We start from the raw sequence: 15,949 nt of genomic DNA, 5'->3' as shown, positions 1-15,949 counted from the left end.
TGGCTAGCGCACGCCTGACCTGACCTGTCGGGGCGACCCGGCACCACGCCTCATTTCCGTTCGATTTTTAAAAAAGAGCTATAGCCATGCGCATCGTTTCGGGCGTTCAGCCCACCGGCAACCTTCACCTCGGCAACTATCTCGGCGCCATCCGCAACTGGGTGCGGATGCAGGACGATCTGGACCAAGACAGCGAATGCCTGTTCTTCCTCGCCGACATGCACGCGATCTCCATGCCGCACGACCCGGCGGAACTACGCAAGGGGACGCTCGAGATGGCGGCTGCGCTGATCGCCTGCGGGATCGATCCGACGCGCTCCATCCTGTTCAACCAGGCACAGGTGCCCCAGCACGCCGAACTGCAATGGCTGCTCACCGGCACGGCACGGATGGGCTGGTTGAACCGGATGACGCAGTGGAAGGACAAGGCGGGCAAGAACCGCGAAGGTGCCTCTGTCGCGCTGTTTTCCTACCCGGTCCTCCAAGCCGCCGACGTGCTGCTGTACCAGACCACCCACGTTCCGGTGGGCGAGGACCAGAAGCAGCATCTGGAGTTGGCGCGCGACATCGCGCAGAAGTTCAATAACGACTTCTGCACCGAAGACGCGCCGCTGTTCACCCTGCCCGATCCTTACATCCCGCCGCAGGCCGCACGGATCATGTCTCTGCGCGACGGGTCGAAGAAGATGAGCAAGTCCGATCCTTCCGAAATGAGCCGGATCGAACTGGCCGACGATGCCGACACGATCATGAAGAAGGTCAAGAAGGCGAAGTCGGACCCGGACGCCCTCCCCTCCGAAGTCGCGGGTCTGGAAGACCGCCCCGAGGCGCTCAACCTCGTGACGATCTACGCCGCACTTGCGGGCCAGTCTGCCGAAGAGGTGCTCGCCACCTTTGGCGGACAAGGTTTCGGCGCGTTCAAGCCTGCGCTGGGAGAGTTGATGGTCGAGACCCTTGCGCCGATCTCCTCGCGATTTCGCGAACTGGTTGGCGATCGCGAAGCGCTCGACGCCATTCTGGCACGCGGCGCGGCGCTGGCGCGAGAGCGGGCCGTGCCAACGCTTGCCGCGACCTATGATGCGCTGGGTCTGGTGCGCGGGTAATCTGCCTGTGCTGTCAGCGGAAACCGAAAGGACCTCAGTTAGTTAAAGGGTGGTTCAGGCGGATTGTTATAGTAGTTCAGGTCTGATGGATCGGGGAGCACCCCCAACCGGGCGCATCCCCTTCGCAAGGGGCGAAACTATGAAAAAACGCAAATTTCTCGCAGCCTTGGGCGCGCTGGGCTTGCTCGGCGGCGGTGTCGCCGCCTGCACCACCGGCTTCCAGGCCGATGTCTCGCGCTTCCAGGCGCAGCTGCCTGCACCGCAGGGCCAGACCTTCGCCGTCGTGGCGGACGATCCGAATCTGGCGGGCGGAATCGAATTCGGCCACTATGCCGATCTCGTCGCGCAGAAGATGTCCGAAGTCGGCTACGTGCCCGGCAATCCCGACACTGCCGACCTACTGGTCAGCTTCGACTACAATGTCGATAACGGGCGCGAACGCGTGGTCAGCACCGGCTTCCGCGATCCGTTCTACGATCCGTGGTACCGGTATCGCCCGACGCTGTATCGCACGCGCGACGGGCGGGTGATCGCGGTGCGCAACCGCGACTGGGGTTACGGCTTCTACGATCCGTGGTTCAGCGATTCGGACGTCCGCAGCTACACGGTCTATACCAGCGATATCGACCTGAAGATCGACGATCGCCGGACCGGGGAGCGCGTGTTCGAAGGCACGGCGGAAGCCATGTCGCGCAGCAATCACCTGCAATACCTGGTGCCCAACCTGGTCGATGCGATGTTCACCGGCTTCCCCGGCAACTCGGGCGAAACCGTGCGGATTTCGATCAAGCCCGAAGATCGATAATTTGCGTCTAACTTCCAAGCTTCCAGATTTGGACGACCTTTTTACCAACCGTGGTGGCTAGATAAGCCGCCACGGTTAATGCCAGTCCTAGGTGTCCACGTACATTTATCCAGCGAGCGTGCCATTTCCTATGCAACGCGAGCGCGTCGATATATTCGTCGCGCATATCGGCAATGGCTTGTGCAAACACCTCACGGAATGCCTTTTTGGGGAAGACAAAACGCAGAATGCTCTCTGAAATTGAACCCGGCGGCCTCCGAAAGAGTTTAGGCCTCCCCAAAATCCGCAGCATATGAATGGAAGAAATACATAGCCGAAAATAGGCTTTGCATATCCCGCCGACCAACATCCAAAGAGAGTTGCCCAGAAATTGTTCGTCGAACATCTCATCGACGCGTTTTTGGGTTCGGAAGATGACTCTCCGATATCTAACTTCGTCCATGTCACGGAGCTCGCGAACAAAATCGAGACCAGTGTAGGACGTGGAAGACCTCACCGACAAAATTTCTTCGGGGTCCCTGCTTTGCTTCGGATCGTCAGCCATAACTTAGGTTCCCTCGCGTGCCGAATCCGCCGCTTGCGACGAGTTCTAATGCATCGAACGCCCGACTCCCTGCAGCGCTGATCTTATACATCCTTCGTGGAAGGCCCGGCTGTGATGGCCTCTCCTCCTGCCGTGAGTCGACGAGGCCCTTCTCCCCCATCCGTCCCAAGGTCACATATATGGTGCCTCGCTTAATCCTGCCGTCACTTTCGTTGACCATCTCAAGGCCAAAACGCTCTTGCCCATCTCGCAACAGGCCGAGAATAGCGAATTCGGTTTTCGAGATTCTTGGAAAATCCATCATATTACCTGCCAATGTCCATAACCAACTCTTACACTTTGTAAGACTCATTGGCAAGTGGCGTTCACACCCTAAAGCTTTGCGTGTCCGCCGGTCGACCCGAACCCGCCGCTGCCGCGCTCGGTCTCATCCAAATCATCCACCTCGGTGAAGGCCGCGCGGGTGACGGGCGCCAATACCAGCTGCCCGATCCGGTCGCCCCGGTGGACCGGAAAGCTCTCGCTCCCGTGATTGATCAGCAGCACTTTCAGCTCGCCCCGATAATCCGAATCGATCGTGCCGGGGGTATTGGGCACGGTGATCCCATGCTTGAAGGCGAGGCCGGAGCGCGGGCGCACCTGGATTTCGTAGCCATCCGGGATCGCGACCGCGAAACCCGTCGCCACGGCATGGCGCGCACCGGGAGCCAGCTCGACGTCCTCGGCCGCGCACACATCCATCCCGGCCGCGCCATCGGTTGCGTAGACGGGCAGCGGCAAGCCCTCGCCATGTTCCAGCCGCTTGATCGCCACGCCCACCGTATCAGTCATTCCTATCCTCCAGCGCTGCGGCGATCCGTTCGACCAGCCGCGCCGCGACTCGATCCTTCGGCATCTCGGGCCAGTCCTCGACCCCGCTTTCGGTGACGAGATGCACGCGGTTGTCTGCGCCGCCCATCACGCTCTTTCCGACGCCGCCGGAAACGTCGTTGGCAACGATCCAGTCTGCCCGCTTGCGCTCGCGCTTGGCCCTGGCATTCTCGACCACGTTCTCGGTCTCCGCCGCGAAGCCGATCAACAGCGCAGGGCGCTTATCGGAACTGCCGAGCGATACGAGAATATCGGGGTTCTCCTCCAGCCGCAGCGCCGGGGGTGCCGACGAACGCTTCTTGAGCTTCTGGTCCATGACATCGCTCGCCCGCCAATCGGCGACCGCAGCGGTCATCACGGCGACATCGGCAGGCAGCGCATCGCGCACTGCATTTGCCATGTCGCGCGCGGTCTGCACGTCGATCCGTGTAACGCCCGGAGGCGTTTCTAGCTGGACCGGGCCCGCGACCAGCGTGACCCGCGCACCGGCAGCAGCAGCGGCGGCGGCAATCGCAAAGCCCTGCTTCCCGCTCGACCGGTTGGCGATGTAGCGCACCGGATCGATCGGCTCATGGGTCGGCCCTGCGGTGACGAGCACGTGGCGTCCCTCTAACGGGCCCGACCGGTCACCGTCCTGCATCGCCGATGCGAGCCGAGGGGCCATACCTGCACCGCCGCCCGCCCACCGGGTTATCGCATCCCAGATCGCGTCGGGTTCCGGCAGGCGGCCCGCGCCGTATTCGCCGCAAGCCATCGGGCCTTCGTCGGGCTGGAGCACCATCACGCCCGCATCGCGCAGCGTGGCGACGTTGGCCTGCGTCGCGGCGTGGCTCCACATGCGCACGTTCATCGCGGGCACCGCCATCACCGGTGTGTCGGTGGCGAGCAGCAGGGTAGTCGCCAGGTCGTCCGCAATGCCCGCCGCCATCTTGGCGAGCATGTTGGCGGTCGCCGGGCAGACCACGATCAGGTCCGCCTCGCGGCTGAGCTGGATATGCCCCATCTCGACCTCGTTCCTGAGGTCCCACAGGGTCTGGTGGACGGGGTTCTCGCTGAGTGCGGCGAGCGTCATCGGGGTCACGAAATGCGATCCCCCCTCGGTCAGCACGCAGGTGACATCGCCACCGTTCTTGCGGATCAGGCGGACCAGCTCGCACGATTTGTACGCCGCAATCCCGCCACCGATAATCAGCAGGATCTTGAGGCCTGCCGCGCTTTCCATCAGCCGATCACTCCGAATGCGAACAGCGCCGCCATTGCGCCCGCCCCGGCGAGCAGCAGCGCGAGCTGCGCGAAGCGATCGGGGCCGGGTTTACGCTCCCTGCGCTCCCACATCAGCTCGATCTCGGGGACCGGGGGTGGGTCGGGCGCACCGCCGCGCGGCGGGTACTGCTCTTCCAGACGCCGGATCAGCGCGGGGATGCGCTGGATCGTGTCGAAATCCTCGCGCAGGCGATTGGCGATCGCGGCTTCGGGCCCCAGCTCGTCGCGAATCCAGCTGCGCACGAAGGGTGCGGAGACATCCCACATGTTGATCTTGGGGTTCAGCTGGGTCGCGATCCCTTCGACCATCACCATCGTCTTTTGCAGCAACAAAAGGTGCGGCTGCGTCTGCATGTCGAAGTCGCGGGTGATTGCGAACAATCCATCGAGCATCTGGCCCACGCTCAGCTCGCTCACCGGCTTGCCGCGCATCGGCTCGCCCACCGCGCGCAGCGCCGTCGCGAACTCGCCGACCGAATGGTAGCTGGGCACGTATTGCGCCTCGAAATGGATTTCCGCGACGCGGCGATAATTGCCGGTCGTGAGCCCGTAGAGGATTTCCGCGAGCCATTGCCGCGCGCGCCGGTCGATCCGGCCCATGATGCCGAAATCGATCGCCGCGATGGTGCCATCGGGCTCCACGAACAGGTTCCCCTGATGCATGTCAGCATGGAAATAGCCGTAGCTGATCGCCTGAGTGAGGAAGGCGAGCACCAGCCGTTCGGCCAGCTGCTCCAGATCGTGCCCCGCCTCGATCAGCCCGTCACGATCGCTCATCTTGATGCCATCAATCCATTCGATCGTCAGCACGCGGCCATTCGTGCGGTCCCAGTCGATCGCCGGGATGCGGTATCCCTGGAAACCCTTCATCGCCTCGGCCAGCTCACTCGCCGCTGCAGCTTCGCGTCGCAGGTCGAGTTCGGAATTGGTCCAGCGCTTGAAGTTGGCGATGGTCAGCGCAGGGCGCAGCCGGGCCGCCTCGCCGCCCATCGCTTCGACATGCGCGGCGGCCCATTCATAGGTCGCGATGTCGTGCGCGAACTGTTCGCGAATGCCGGGGCGCAGCATCTTGACCGCGACCTGCCGCCCGTCGGTCGTCACCGCGCGGTGAACCTGTGCGATCGACGCGGCCCCCACCGGGTTCGGGTCGATATATTCGAACATCGTATCGATCGGCTGGACGAAGGTCGATTCGATCACCGGGCGCAGTCGGTCAAACGGAACCGGCGGCAGGTTGTCCTGCAGGCTCAGCAGGTTCAGCGCCGCCTCGTCACCGACCAGATCGGGGCGGGTGGCGAGAGTCTGGCCCAGTTTGATCGCCGCCGGACCGATCGCACGGAACGCACCCGCGTAGTCCGGCGCAGGCGGCTGGCGGGTACCGAACCGCGCCAGCTTCACCAGCCGTTTGACCGGGCCGGGCGTGTTCGGATCGTTCTCGATCCCGCGCAGCGCGCCGTGCCGTGCAGCAGTCCGCCCCCACTTGAGGAGGCGCCAGATATGCGTTGAGGGGCGTGTCACCGGATCAGATTTTCCAGCCCGAATGGATGTTAACCGCCCCGCCGAGGATCGTTTCGACCCGGGTCTGCGTAAAGCCAGCCGCCTTGATCATCGCCTCGAACTCCGCCGGACGCGGAAAGCGACGGATCGATTCGGCGAGGTAGCGATAGCTCTCCTCGTCGTTGGCGATCAGCTTGCCCATCAGCGGCATCAACCTGTGCGAGTAGAGGTCGTAGACTTCCTTGAAACCGGGCCAGTCGGTGCTGGAGAACTCCATGCAGTAGAACCGCCCGCCATGTTTGAGCACCCGATGCGCCTCGGCCAGCGCCTTGTCGATGTGGGTCACGTTCCGGATGCCGAACACGATGGTGTAGGCATCGAACTGCCTGTCGGTGAAGGTCAGCTCCTCGGCGTTCTGGCACGACCAGACGAGGCCGTCGATCCCGCGCTCCATCGCCCGCTCGACACCCACGTCGAGCATATCCTGGTTGATGTCGGACACGATCACGTCCGCGCCGCAATCGGCCATCCGGAACGCGATGTCGCCCGTGCCGCCCGCCATGTCGAGGATCGACTCGCCCGGTTGCGGCTTGACCCGGCGCACGAAGCGATCCTTCCACAGGCGGTGCATCCCGCCCGACATCGCATCGTTCATGATGTCGTACTTGCTCGCGACACTGGAGAACACCGCGCCCACGCGGGCGGTCTTCTCGGTCGGATCGACATCTTCGTAGCCGAAGGAAACGGTTTCGCCCGAGGGGCTTCGTGCAGGATCGCTCATGGGTTTGGGCCTTAGGAGGATTTGCCGGAGGCGCAAAGGCTGATAGCCGCACATTCATGCCCGAATTACCCGAGGTCGAGACCACCGTGCGCGGACTCGCCCTGCATCTCGAAAATCGCATCCTCACCGGCATCCGCATCGCGCGGCCCGACATGCGCCGTCCGTTCCCCGAAGGGCTTGGCCAGGCGCTGGTCGGCGCGCGGGTGACCGGGCTTGGCCGACGCGCGAAGTTCGGGCTGATCCACACGGACCGCGACCAGACGCTGATCTTCCATCTGGGCATGAGCGGGCGCTGGCGGATCGATCCCGAATCGCCCGACCGGCACGATCACCTGACGATCGAAACCGAAACGAATCGCTTCGCGCTCAACGACCCGCGCCGGTTCGGCTGGGTCGATCTGGTCGACACCCAAGCGCTCGATTTGTGGCCAAGCTTCGTCAGCATGGGGCCCGAACCGCTAGGGCCCGATCTGACAGCGCGCTATCTCAAGGCCGCGCTGGCCGGGCGAAAGCAGGCGATCAAGCTGCTGCTGCTCGACCCGCGAATCGTTGCAGGGCTTGGCAATATCTACGTGTGCGAGGCCTTGTGGCGCGCGCGGATCAGCCCGCGCCGTGCCGGTGGCCGGATCTCTCTCGCAGCGCTGGAACGGCTGATTGTCGCGATTCGCGAGGTGCTGGAGCAGTCGATCCGCGATGGCGGGTCGAGCTTACGCGACTATGTCCGGCCCGATGGAGAGCTGGGCTATTTCGCAACCCGGTTCGAGGTGTATGGCCGCACGGGCGAAACGTGCAGCCGCGCGGATGGCGGCACAATTGCGCGAATCGAGCAGGGCGGGCGCAGCACCTGGTATTGCCCGGTCTGCCAGAGGTAGGCGTTCCGCCAATTTTCTTGACGAGCCGGGCACCGGGCCCTATGTGCGCGCCCTTCACGGCGAACAATCGCCGCTTTCAGGCATTGATTTTTAGAGCAGTTGGCCGCGCGCTTCGCGGCCCGAGACAAGGACGACCATGGCCAATACGCCGCAAGCCCGCAAACGCATCCGTCGCAACGCGCGCCGCGCCGAAATCAACGGTTCGCGCATGAGCCGCATTCGCACCTTCGTGAAGAAGGTCGAGCAGGCGATCGAAGGCGGCGACAAGGAAACCGCACAGAACGCGCTGCGCGCCGCGCAGCCCGAACTGGCCCGTGGCGTCGCCCGCGGCGTTCTTCACAAGAACACCGCGTCGCGCAAGATGAGCCGCCTTTCCAAGCGGGTCGCCGCTCTCTAATCCTGTTTTTCAGCAGGTAGCTACACCGCATTGCCGGGGCCGTCGCACCATGCGGCGGCCCCTTTTTCGTTGCGCGTTGCAACCCACCGATGCGGCTTGCGATTCGAGCAAGGAAACCCGCCGATTCGAGCGCCGTAGATAGCTAAAATTCAGCGTTTACAGACAGTTAAACGGGGGCCTGCGGGCCCGCGCAGAGTCAACATGGTTTATTTCAGTTCTGCTACGATTTTACGGCTTGCCGACTCTGTCACAGACCTGCTTATTGATCGTCACCGCCGGGGGAAGGGACTCTCCCGGATCTAAATTGCAGACAGCCGATGGGGGCCATGTTCAACTCGCACGCGATGATCGCGTTTGCGGTGACGGGCCGACTGTACTCATCGTTCTTGAAGGGGAAAGTCCGGTCGCGCAGCGGCGCTTCCGGAAGCGGAGGCGTATTAGCAGATCATGGCAAGAATCCCGGACACCACAGGGGCGGCGCGCAAGTCCGCCAAGCGCGAGAACGAAGACGATATGGAGCGCGTGGCGCTGGCCGCCGACTGGGACGATATCAGCGCCGGTCTGCGAAAGGACCTGGGGCACCAGCTTCACAGCCAGTGGATCAAGCCGGTGCAGCTGGGCGATTTCGATGCCGACACGGGCACCCTGGCGCTCTACCTCCCCTCCGAATTTGCCGCCGAATGGGTTCGCAAGCACTTTGCCGATCGTCTCTCGCTCGCGTGGAAGATCATGCGGTCCGAGATCAGGAAAGTCGCGATCGAAGTTCATCCGAGCCGCAAGCGCATGGCCGACATCGCGCTTGGCGATTCGCGCGGCGCTTCCAGCGACGGCCCCGATCTGCGCGTGGTTTCGGATGGCGGGTTCGGCGATCCGGGCTTCAGCTCGGTCGGGCTCGACGCTTCGCTGACCTTTGCCGCCTTCGTCACCGGCGATGCCAACGTGCTCGCCCGCAACGCCGCGCAGCGCATGGCAGCGACCGACAAGCCGCAATTCTCGCCGCTCTACATCAAGGCGGCAACCGGACAGGGTAAGACCCACCTGCTGCACGCGATCGGCCACCAGTTCCTCGGCCAGCACCCGCGTGCGCGCATCTTCTACTGCTCTGCCGAGCGGTTCATGGTCGAGTTCGTCCAGGCGCTGAAGCAGAACCGCATGATCGAATTCAAGACGCGGCTTCGCGGCTTCGACCTGCTGCTGGTCGACGACCTGCAGTTCATCATCGGCAAGGCGAGCGCGCAGGAAGAACTGCTCTACACGATCGATCACCTGCTGTCGGAGGGCAAGCGACTGGTGTTCGCCGCCGACCGCGCCCCGCAGGCGCTCGATTCGGTCGAACCCCGCCTGCTCAGCCGCCTTTCGATGGGTCTGGTCGCGGACATCCAGCCCGCCGATCTGGAGCTGCGCCGCGCGATTCTCGAATCGAAGCTGACCCGTTTTGCACCGCTCAGCGTGCCCGACGACGTGATCGATTTCCTCGCGCGCACGATCACCCGCAATGTGCGCGAGCTGGTCGGCGGTCTCAACAAGCTGATCGCCTATGCCCAGCTGACCGGCCAACCGGTCTCGCTGCAACTGGCCGAAGAACAGCTGACCGATATCCTCTCGGCCAATCGCCGCCGGATCACGATCGACGAGATCCAGCGCACCGTGTGCCAGTTCTATCGCCTCGACCGCAGCGAGATGAGCAGCAAGCGCCGCACCCGCGCGGTAGTCCGCCCGCGGCAGGTCGCGATGTACCTCTCCAAGGTGCTCACTCCGCGCAGCTATCCCGAGATCGGGCGCAAGTTCGGCGGGCGCGACCACTCGACGGTGATCCATGCGGTCAAGCTGATCGAGGACCTGCGCACCCGCGACGCCGATATGGATGGCGACGTGCGTAGCCTGTTGCGCCAGCTCGAAAGCTGATGTCGCCCACAACCGATCGACACTTTGTGCGTCTGCCTGCCGACAATCTTTGAACAGGGCCTACAACAGGGCTGTGAACAGGGTTGTCGACAGGCGGTCCACGCGCTGCCAACAGGCTTGTCGATGGTCGATCCACACCCTCCCGGTCTCCAGCCCGATCTTCCCGCAACGATGGGTGCGGCACTGCTTCGCGGTTTGCGCGGGAAATGCCCGCGATGCGATGGAGCGCGCCTGTTTCGCGCCTGGCTCAAGCCGGTCGATCGCTGCCCGTATTGCGCGCAGGACTGGTCGATCCAGCAGGCCGACGATTTTCCGGCCTATATCGGCATCATCGTCACCGGCCACCTGCTCGCGCCGGTCGTGATCGCCATGATCGGCACCTACGGGATGTCTGCCTGGCTGACGCTAGCGATTATCCTGCCGGTCGCCGTGGCGATGCTGCTGGCGATGCTTCAGCCTGTGAAAGGCGGGGTCGTCGCGTTCCTGTGGTGGAACGGTATCGGGGCATTCCGGCAGGAACGCCAATCTGCCGCACCCGACCGGCAGGACCCCGAGTGACCCTGCCTCCCGAACGCCTCGAACGATTCGCCCGCCACATCGTGCTGCCCGAAGTCGGCGGCGCGGGGCAGGCGGCATTGGCAGACAAGCATGTCGCGCTGGTTGGGCTCGGCGGAATCGGCAGCCCGGTGCTGCAGTATCTCGCGGGCGCGGGTGTGGGCAGTTTCACGCTGATCGATTCGGGCGATGTCGAGCTTTCCAACCTCCAGCGCCAGACGATCTACACCACGCGCGACATAGGCCATGCCAAGGCCGTCGCCGCGCGCCGCTGGCTGGCGAACTTCGACGGCGCGATTTCCGCCGATGTGCGCGACGACCGGATCGATCCGGAGAATGCGGGCGCGCTGATCGCCGGGGCCGATCTGGTGCTCGACGGGACCGACAATTTCGCTACCCGGCTCGCGGTGTCCGATGCCTGCGTGGCGGCGGGGATCCCGCTGCTATCGGCTGCGGTCGGGCGCTTTCAGGGCCAGGTCGGCGCCTTCGCGGGACACTTGCCGGAACACGCCTGCTACCGCTGCTTCGTCGGCGATGCTTTCGACGCGGAAGATTGCGACACCTGTGCCGAAGACGGCGTGCTGGGCGCGATGGTCGGCTGGGTCGGCAGCTTCGCGGCCATGCAGGCGATCCGCGTACTGCTGGCAGGAGTGAGCACCTTGGGCGACCCGCAATGGGGGCAGTTGCACCTGCTCGACGGCCTCACTCCCGAGACGCGCAGCTTCAGGATTGCGAAGGACCCGGAGTGCAAGGGGTGCGGGGCACCCTAAAAGCTCGCGCCGTCGACCAATTTGCGCGGCAGGCCCTCCCACAGGCCAGGGTCGAACATCCGCAGATTCACGCCCATCCGGTCGTAGTCCGGATCGACGGCGGTCCAGTGGGTCGTGCAGGCACATGTGCCGCAATGCCAGGTGGTGATCATGCGGTCGCCCTGCTGGTAGCCGGTCGCCTCGCCTGCGACCGTGACGAGCGTCGGCGACGGGTAATGCCACAGCCCTGCGGTGCGGCGGCAGATCGAGCAATTGCACTCGGCCGCCTCGACCGGATCGTCGCGCAGCGTGAGCCTTATCTTGCCGCAGTGACAGCTTCCGTGGTGTTCGCTCATCCCAGCACCTCCTCCACCCATGCGGGCACCAGCTCGCCCGCCCTGCCCTGCCGCGATTCGTCGAACCAGTGCGAGCCTTCGCTGCGTTCCAGATTGAGTTCGAGCGTGCGCGCGCCGTAGGCCGCAGCCTCCTGCACGAACCCTGCTGCGGGGTAGACCGCACCGCTGGTGCCGATCGAGACGAACAGGTCGGCCTTCGCCAGCGCCTGGTAGATGCGCGGCATCTGGTAGGGCATCTCGCCGAACCAGACCACGTCCGGCCGCAGCGCGGGCGCGCCACACGCCTCGCAGGGCGGCGCATCGGCTAGCGCGCCTTGCCACGGCGTCCGCACGCCGCAGTGCCCGCACAACGCGCTGCGCAGTTCGCCATGCATGTGGAGGACGCGCCGGGCTCCCGCGCGCTCGTGCAGGTCATCGACATTTTGGGTGACGATCAACAGGCTGTGCTTTTCGTCGTCCGGCCATCGGGCATCGAGCCGCGCGAGCGCATCGTGCGCCGCATTGGGCTCGACCGTATCGAGCGCCGCGCGGCGGGCATCGTAGAAGCCCTGCACCAGCGCGGAGTTGCGCGCGAACGCCTCTGGCGTGGCGACATCCTCGATCCGGTGCTTCTCCCACAACCCGCCCGCATCGCGGAACGTGTCGATGCCGCTCTCTGCGGAAATTCCTGCGCCGGTCAGGACAACGATGTTACCTGTCTGCTTCACAATCGCCGATCTAGCCCGCAGCGGACCTGCGTGATACCGCCCGGGTCGAAAAAATGCATCGGAGGAGATCGGGGAGTATGGCCATGACGAAAACCGCGATCGCCGTGGCGCTAGCCGTATTGCTGGGTGGTGGCGCGGCGGCCCAGGCTCCAGAAGATCCTGCTTCCACGCCGGCAGAGTCGCTGGCGGCCTATCTCGATAATTCGGGCCGCGCCGATGCGTGGTCAGGCGGGGAACAGCTGGTCCCGATCACCACCCCCGACGGGCCGCACAATGTGTGGATCAAACGGATCGGGAATAATCCAGGGATGAAGCTCCTGCTGCTTCACGGCGGGCCCGGTGCGACAAGCGACTATTTCGCCGCCTTCGACAGCTACATCCCGGCGACCGGCATCGAGTACTACCACTACGACCAGCTCGGCGCAGGCCGAAGCGACCGCCCGGATAATGACGCACTGTGGACCATCCCACGCTTCGTCGACGAGGTCGATCAGGTACGCCAGGCAATCGGCGGCGACGCATCGAACTTCTGCATCCTCGGCCATAGCTGGGGAGGCATCCTCGCCATCGAATACGCGCTCGCCCACCCGGACAAGGTGAAGTGCGTGGTCATCTCGAACATGATGGCCTCGATCCCGGCGTATAACACCTATGCTGACGCTGTGTTGAAGCCGCAGATGGACCCGGCGAAACTCGCCCGCGTGGAAGCGCTGGAGGCGAGCGGGCACACCGACGACCCCGATTACATGGGCATTCTCGTCCCGGAATTTTACGAACAGCACATCCTGCGCCGACCGGCCAGCGAGTGGCCGGCCCCGGTCAACCGTGCGTTCGCCGACATGAACGAACACGTCTACGTCCTGATGCAGGGGCCGAGCGAGATGGGCGCGAGCGGTCGACTGGAAGACTGGGACCGGTTCGACGACCTTGCCGGAATAAACGCGCCGACGCTGGTGATCTCGGGTAAATACGACACGATGGACCCCGCCTATATGGCAAAGATGGCAGAGCAGCTTCCCAACGGCCAGCTGCTGGCGACCAATGGCAGCCACATGTCGATGTACGACGATCAGCAGGCGTATTTCGACGGGCTCACCGCATTCCTCCTCGACCAGGCGAAGAAGGACTGAGGATGGCGGCCATCGGGATCATCGGGCGCGACGGGCGCATGGGGCGGGCGATCGCTGCCGCAATCGAAGCCGCCGACCACACCTTGGCAGGCGGAGCGGACAAGGGCGAAGACGTCGCCGGGCTGGCCGACCGCAGCGATGTGCTGATCGACTTTTCCGCACCCGGCGCGCTGCACACCAATTTGCACGCCGCAGTCGGGGCCGGAGTCCCGATCCTGATCGGCACCACGGGTCTGGAAGGGCAGCATCACACCGCGATCGACAACGCCGCGCGCGCGGTCCCGGTGCTCCAGACGGGCAACACCTCGCTCGGCGTGACCATGCTCGCCAAGCTGGTACGCGAGGCGGCGGACAAGCTGGACGCGGGCTGGGATATCGAGATCGTCGAGATGCACCACCGCAGGAAGGTCGATGCTCCATCGGGTACCGCGTTGCTGCTGGGCGAGGCGGCGGCGCAGGGGCGCGGGATCGACTTGGCAGAAAACAGCGAGCGTGGCCGCGACGGGCGCACCGGGGAACGCGGCGATGGCACCATCGGGTTTGCATCCTTGCGCGGCGGCACGGTTGCGGGGGAGCATTCGGTGATCCTCGCAGGCGAGAACGAACGGATCGTCCTGAGCCATGTCGCCGAGGATCGCGCCCTCTTCGCACGGGGCGCACTGACCGCTGCGGCATGGCTGATCGGGCGCGGGCCGGGGCGCTATTCGATGGACGATGTGCTCGGCCTATGAGCGGGCGGGCGAGCACCGGCGTGACCGCCGAAAAGTGCCTGTGGCGCGAGGAAGGCGGCGGTGCGGAGGCGGCCGCACGTTGCCTCGCTTTCCTCCAGGAGGTCGGGATAGAGGTCGACTGGATCGGCGCGGGCGACGAGCCGCAGCTGCTCGACGGGCTCGCCATCATCGATGGACGCCTGCTGGTCGATCCCGAAACCCCGATCTGGCCGAGCGACCTGCTGCACGAAGGCGGCCATATCGCCGCCGCCGCGCCCGCGGATCGCCCCACGCTGGGCCCGATCGAGGCCGACCCGACCGACGAGATGATGGCGATCGCCTGGTCCTTCGCCGCCTCGCGCCAGGTCGGCATGCCGCTCAAACACCTGTTCCACTCGGGCGGCTATCGCGACGACAGCGCCAAGCTGATCCAGTCCTTCGCCATGGGACACTACATCGGCGCACCGATGCTCGGCTATTACGGTATGTGCGCCGATATGCAGACGGCGATTGCCCAGGGCACGGCCTCGTTCCCCAACATGATCCGTTGGCTGCGGTGAGCGCGATCCGATGACCAACGACCAGATCTTCGAATTCTTCCGCCGGCTGGCAGAGGGCAATCCCGCGCCCGAGACCGAGCTGGAATACGGCAATCCCTACCAGCTGCTCGTCGCGGTGACGCTGAGTGCGCAGGCGACCGACGTCGGCGTCAACAAGGCAACACGCGCGCTGTTTGCCAAGGTCGAGACGCCGCGGCAGATGCTCGATCTGGGCGAGGATGGCTTGAAGCAGCACATCAAGACGATCGGCCTGTTCAACGCCAAGGCCAAGAACGTGATCGCGATGGCCCGCCTGCTGGTGGACGAGCATGGCGGCGAAGTACCGCAGACGCGCGAAGAGCTCGTCACGCTGCCCGGTGTCGGCCGCAAGACCGCCAATGTCGTGCTCAACTGCGCTTTCGGGCAGGAGACATTTGCGGTCGACACGCATATCTTTCGCGTCGGCAACCGCACCGGCCTCGCCAAGGGCAAGACGCCCGAGGCGGTCGAGGCGAAGCTGGAAAAGCGCGTTCCCGGCCCCTTTCGCCTCCACGCCCACCACTGGCTGATCCTGCACGGCCGCTATGTGTGCAAGGCGCGCACGCCCGAATGCTGGCGGTGCGAGCTCGTCGATTTGTGCAGTTTTCGCAAAAAGGTGCTAGAACCGCCCAAATCGCAACGCGTTAAGGCCAGCCCAAAGGAGAGTGGATCATGAAAAAGGCAGCAGCATTCGCAAGTGCCATCGTCCTTGTCTCGTGCGCCCCGGTCGACGAACCGAGCAAATCCGTCGCCGCCGTCGAACCGGCCGTGAAGGTTATCGGAGAAGCCAAGGGGTGCCTCTCTGCTGGGAGCATCCAGAACACTCAGGTGCGCGGCGATGGCGTAATCGATTTCACCGTTACCGGCGGCAAGGTGTACCGCAACTACCTCGCCAACGGCTGTCCGGTACTGCGCAACGGCGATGCCATCACCTACGAGGTCAAGGGTGGCACGCTGTGCAGCGGGGAAATCGTCTACGAGCTGGATAATTACAGCGGCGGTTTCGACCGCGGACCTGCGTGCGGGCTCGGCGACTTCGTGCCGGTCGAATATGCCAATAAGGTGAGCGACGCGCCGATGATCATGGGCGAGTAACGGCTAGAGGCCCCCGCCGCAGCAATAGCAGC

Annotated in this window: 20 protein-coding genes; 12 read left to right on the top strand and 8 right to left on the bottom strand. The window is 64.4% G+C overall.

Going from position 1 to position 15,949, the window contains the following annotated elements; translation table 11 throughout:
- Window positions 1-86 precede the first annotated feature (86 nt).
- Together trpS and AAG591_RS07885 are read left to right on the top strand one after the other, a co-directional pair.
- On the top strand, window positions 87-1,103 hold the full coding sequence (gene trpS / locus AAG591_RS07890; RefSeq protein ID WP_342530569.1) for a tryptophan--tRNA ligase: 1,017 nt from the start codon (window positions 87-89) through the stop codon (window positions 1,101-1,103).
- Between the two features lie 139 nt (window positions 1,104-1,242).
- Window positions 1,243-1,908, top strand: a complete 666-nt coding sequence (locus AAG591_RS07885; RefSeq protein ID WP_342530568.1) for a DUF4136 domain-containing protein — start codon at window positions 1,243-1,245, stop codon at window positions 1,906-1,908.
- 7 nt (window positions 1,909-1,915) lie between these two features.
- On the opposite strand, the gene AAG591_RS07880 is transcribed toward AAG591_RS07885, so the two are convergent.
- The 6 genes from AAG591_RS07880 to AAG591_RS07860 all read right to left on the bottom strand — a co-directional run bounded on the left by AAG591_RS07880 (window position 1,916) and on the right by AAG591_RS07860 (window position 6,863).
- Window positions 1,916-2,452, bottom strand: a complete 537-nt coding sequence (locus AAG591_RS07880) for a hypothetical protein (RefSeq protein WP_342530567.1) — start codon at window positions 2,450-2,452, stop codon at window positions 1,916-1,918.
- Window positions 2,445-2,753, bottom strand: coding sequence for a PadR family transcriptional regulator (locus AAG591_RS15195; protein ID WP_425341652.1), 309 nt, complete (start codon window positions 2,751-2,753; stop codon window positions 2,445-2,447). The genes AAG591_RS07880 and AAG591_RS15195 overlap by 8 nt, the downstream gene beginning before the upstream one ends.
- 71 nt (window positions 2,754-2,824) lie before the next feature.
- The gene (gene dut / locus AAG591_RS07875) at window positions 2,825-3,283 is read right to left on the bottom strand and encodes a dUTP diphosphatase (RefSeq protein ID WP_342530566.1); all 459 of its coding nucleotides are present in this window, start codon (window positions 3,281-3,283) and stop codon (window positions 2,825-2,827) included.
- The gene (gene coaBC, locus AAG591_RS07870; RefSeq protein WP_342530565.1) at window positions 3,276-4,544 is read right to left on the bottom strand and encodes a bifunctional phosphopantothenoylcysteine decarboxylase/phosphopantothenate--cysteine ligase CoaBC; all 1,269 of its coding nucleotides are present in this window, start codon (window positions 4,542-4,544) and stop codon (window positions 3,276-3,278) included. Before coaBC ends, dut begins: the two co-directional genes overlap by 8 nt.
- Complete coding sequence (gene ubiB, locus AAG591_RS07865; protein WP_342530564.1) at window positions 4,544-6,103, bottom strand: 2-polyprenylphenol 6-hydroxylase; 1,560 nt, start codon at window positions 6,101-6,103, stop codon at window positions 4,544-4,546. Before ubiB ends, coaBC begins: the two co-directional genes overlap by 1 nt.
- Before the next feature lie 4 nt (window positions 6,104-6,107).
- A complete protein-coding gene (locus tag AAG591_RS07860) occupies window positions 6,108-6,863 on the bottom strand; it encodes a class I SAM-dependent methyltransferase (protein WP_342530563.1) in 756 nt (251 codons plus the stop codon).
- Between the two features lie 56 nt (window positions 6,864-6,919).
- Here AAG591_RS07860 and mutM point away from each other — a divergent pair, with 56 nt between their 5' ends.
- The 5 genes from mutM to AAG591_RS07835 all read left to right on the top strand — a co-directional run bounded on the left by mutM (window position 6,920) and on the right by AAG591_RS07835 (window position 11,362).
- A complete protein-coding gene (gene mutM / locus AAG591_RS07855; protein ID WP_342530562.1) occupies window positions 6,920-7,735 on the top strand; it encodes a bifunctional DNA-formamidopyrimidine glycosylase/DNA-(apurinic or apyrimidinic site) lyase in 816 nt (271 codons plus the stop codon).
- A gap of 136 nt (window positions 7,736-7,871) precedes the next feature.
- Window positions 7,872-8,132, top strand: a complete 261-nt coding sequence (gene rpsT, locus AAG591_RS07850) for a 30S ribosomal protein S20 (RefSeq protein WP_342530561.1) — start codon at window positions 7,872-7,874, stop codon at window positions 8,130-8,132.
- Between the two features lie 447 nt (window positions 8,133-8,579).
- Window positions 8,580-10,037: a chromosomal replication initiator protein DnaA gene (gene dnaA / locus AAG591_RS07845; protein WP_342530560.1), complete on the top strand. Its 1,458-nt coding sequence runs from the start codon at window positions 8,580-8,582 to the stop codon at window positions 10,035-10,037.
- Window positions 10,038-10,160: 123 nt separating this feature from the next.
- Entirely contained in the window at window positions 10,161-10,595 is a 435-nt protein-coding gene (locus tag AAG591_RS07840) for a DUF983 domain-containing protein (protein ID WP_342530559.1), read from the top strand.
- Window positions 10,592-11,362, top strand: coding sequence for a HesA/MoeB/ThiF family protein (locus AAG591_RS07835; protein WP_342530558.1), 771 nt, complete (start codon window positions 10,592-10,594; stop codon window positions 11,360-11,362). Before AAG591_RS07840 ends, AAG591_RS07835 begins: the two co-directional genes overlap by 4 nt.
- On the opposite strand, the gene AAG591_RS07830 is transcribed toward AAG591_RS07835, so the two are convergent.
- Window positions 11,359-11,697 carry a GFA family protein gene (locus AAG591_RS07830; RefSeq protein WP_342530557.1) on the bottom strand — a complete coding sequence of 113 codons (339 nt, stop codon included), beginning with the start codon at window positions 11,695-11,697 and terminating at the stop codon, window positions 11,359-11,361. The genes AAG591_RS07835 and AAG591_RS07830 overlap by 4 nt on opposite strands.
- Window positions 11,694-12,404, bottom strand: coding sequence for an NAD-dependent deacylase (locus AAG591_RS07825; protein ID WP_342530555.1), 711 nt, complete (start codon window positions 12,402-12,404; stop codon window positions 11,694-11,696). The genes AAG591_RS07830 and AAG591_RS07825 overlap by 4 nt, the downstream gene beginning before the upstream one ends.
- An 83-nt stretch (window positions 12,405-12,487) precedes the next feature.
- Between AAG591_RS07825 and AAG591_RS07820 the strand changes: the two genes are divergently transcribed.
- From AAG591_RS07820 to AAG591_RS07800, 5 genes are read left to right on the top strand one after another with little or no spacing between them, the layout of a single operon-like run.
- The gene (locus tag AAG591_RS07820) at window positions 12,488-13,534 is read left to right on the top strand and encodes a proline iminopeptidase-family hydrolase (RefSeq protein WP_342530554.1); all 1,047 of its coding nucleotides are present in this window, start codon (window positions 12,488-12,490) and stop codon (window positions 13,532-13,534) included.
- A gap of 2 nt (window positions 13,535-13,536) precedes the next feature.
- A complete protein-coding gene (dapB, locus tag AAG591_RS07815; protein ID WP_342530552.1) occupies window positions 13,537-14,265 on the top strand; it encodes a 4-hydroxy-tetrahydrodipicolinate reductase in 729 nt (242 codons plus the stop codon).
- Window positions 14,262-14,804 (top strand): hypothetical protein, encoded by a 543-nt coding sequence (locus AAG591_RS07810; protein WP_342530551.1) that lies wholly within the window; start codon window positions 14,262-14,264, stop codon window positions 14,802-14,804. The genes dapB and AAG591_RS07810 overlap by 4 nt, the downstream gene beginning before the upstream one ends.
- A gap of 10 nt (window positions 14,805-14,814) precedes the next feature.
- Window positions 14,815-15,498, top strand: coding sequence for an endonuclease III (nth, locus tag AAG591_RS07805; RefSeq protein WP_342530550.1), 684 nt, complete (start codon window positions 14,815-14,817; stop codon window positions 15,496-15,498).
- Window positions 15,495-15,917 (top strand): hypothetical protein, encoded by a 423-nt coding sequence (locus tag AAG591_RS07800; protein ID WP_342530549.1) that lies wholly within the window; start codon window positions 15,495-15,497, stop codon window positions 15,915-15,917. Before nth ends, AAG591_RS07800 begins: the two co-directional genes overlap by 4 nt.
- Window positions 15,918-15,949 lie beyond the last annotated feature (32 nt).

Origin of the sequence: Citromicrobium bathyomarinum (genome assembly GCF_038594485.1) — a bacterium.
GTDB classification, from domain to species: Bacteria; Pseudomonadota; Alphaproteobacteria; order Sphingomonadales; family Sphingomonadaceae; genus Alteriqipengyuania; species Alteriqipengyuania bathyomarina_A.
The sequence above is the reverse complement of the archived record's forward strand: the minus strand, read 5'-3'. Positions and strand labels throughout refer to the sequence as shown.

Excerpts from the sequence above, each read along its gene's own strand:
- trpS (WP_342530569.1), top strand. The coding sequence starts at position 87 with ATGCGCATCGTTTCGGGCGTTCAGCCCACCGGCAACCTTCACCTCGGC.
- AAG591_RS07885 (WP_342530568.1), top strand. The coding sequence starts at position 1,243 with ATGAAAAAACGCAAATTTCTCGCAGCCTTGGGCGCGCTGGGCTTGCTC.
- AAG591_RS07880 (WP_342530567.1), bottom strand. The coding sequence starts at position 2,452 with ATGGCTGACGATCCGAAGCAAAGCAGGGACCCCGAAGAAATTTTGTCG.
- AAG591_RS15195 (WP_425341652.1), bottom strand. The coding sequence starts at position 2,753 with ATGGATTTTCCAAGAATCTCGAAAACCGAATTCGCTATTCTCGGCCTG.
- dut (WP_342530566.1), bottom strand. The coding sequence starts at position 3,283 with ATGACTGATACGGTGGGCGTGGCGATCAAGCGGCTGGAACATGGCGAG.
- coaBC (WP_342530565.1), bottom strand. The coding sequence starts at position 4,544 with ATGGAAAGCGCGGCAGGCCTCAAGATCCTGCTGATTATCGGTGGCGGG.
- AAG591_RS07860 (WP_342530563.1), bottom strand. The coding sequence starts at position 6,863 with ATGAGCGATCCTGCACGAAGCCCCTCGGGCGAAACCGTTTCCTTCGGC.
- mutM (WP_342530562.1), top strand. The coding sequence starts at position 6,920 with ATGCCCGAATTACCCGAGGTCGAGACCACCGTGCGCGGACTCGCCCTG.
- rpsT (WP_342530561.1), top strand. The coding sequence starts at position 7,872 with ATGGCCAATACGCCGCAAGCCCGCAAACGCATCCGTCGCAACGCGCGC.
- dnaA (WP_342530560.1), top strand. The coding sequence starts at position 8,580 with ATGGCAAGAATCCCGGACACCACAGGGGCGGCGCGCAAGTCCGCCAAG.
- AAG591_RS07840 (WP_342530559.1), top strand. The coding sequence starts at position 10,161 with ATGGTCGATCCACACCCTCCCGGTCTCCAGCCCGATCTTCCCGCAACG.
- AAG591_RS07830 (WP_342530557.1), bottom strand. The coding sequence starts at position 11,697 with ATGAGCGAACACCACGGAAGCTGTCACTGCGGCAAGATAAGGCTCACG.
- AAG591_RS07820 (WP_342530554.1), top strand. The coding sequence starts at position 12,488 with ATGACGAAAACCGCGATCGCCGTGGCGCTAGCCGTATTGCTGGGTGGT.
- dapB (WP_342530552.1), top strand. The coding sequence starts at position 13,537 with ATGGCGGCCATCGGGATCATCGGGCGCGACGGGCGCATGGGGCGGGCG.
- AAG591_RS07810 (WP_342530551.1), top strand. The coding sequence starts at position 14,262 with ATGAGCGGGCGGGCGAGCACCGGCGTGACCGCCGAAAAGTGCCTGTGG.
- nth (WP_342530550.1), top strand. The coding sequence starts at position 14,815 with ATGACCAACGACCAGATCTTCGAATTCTTCCGCCGGCTGGCAGAGGGC.
- AAG591_RS07800 (WP_342530549.1), top strand. The coding sequence starts at position 15,495 with ATGAAAAAGGCAGCAGCATTCGCAAGTGCCATCGTCCTTGTCTCGTGC.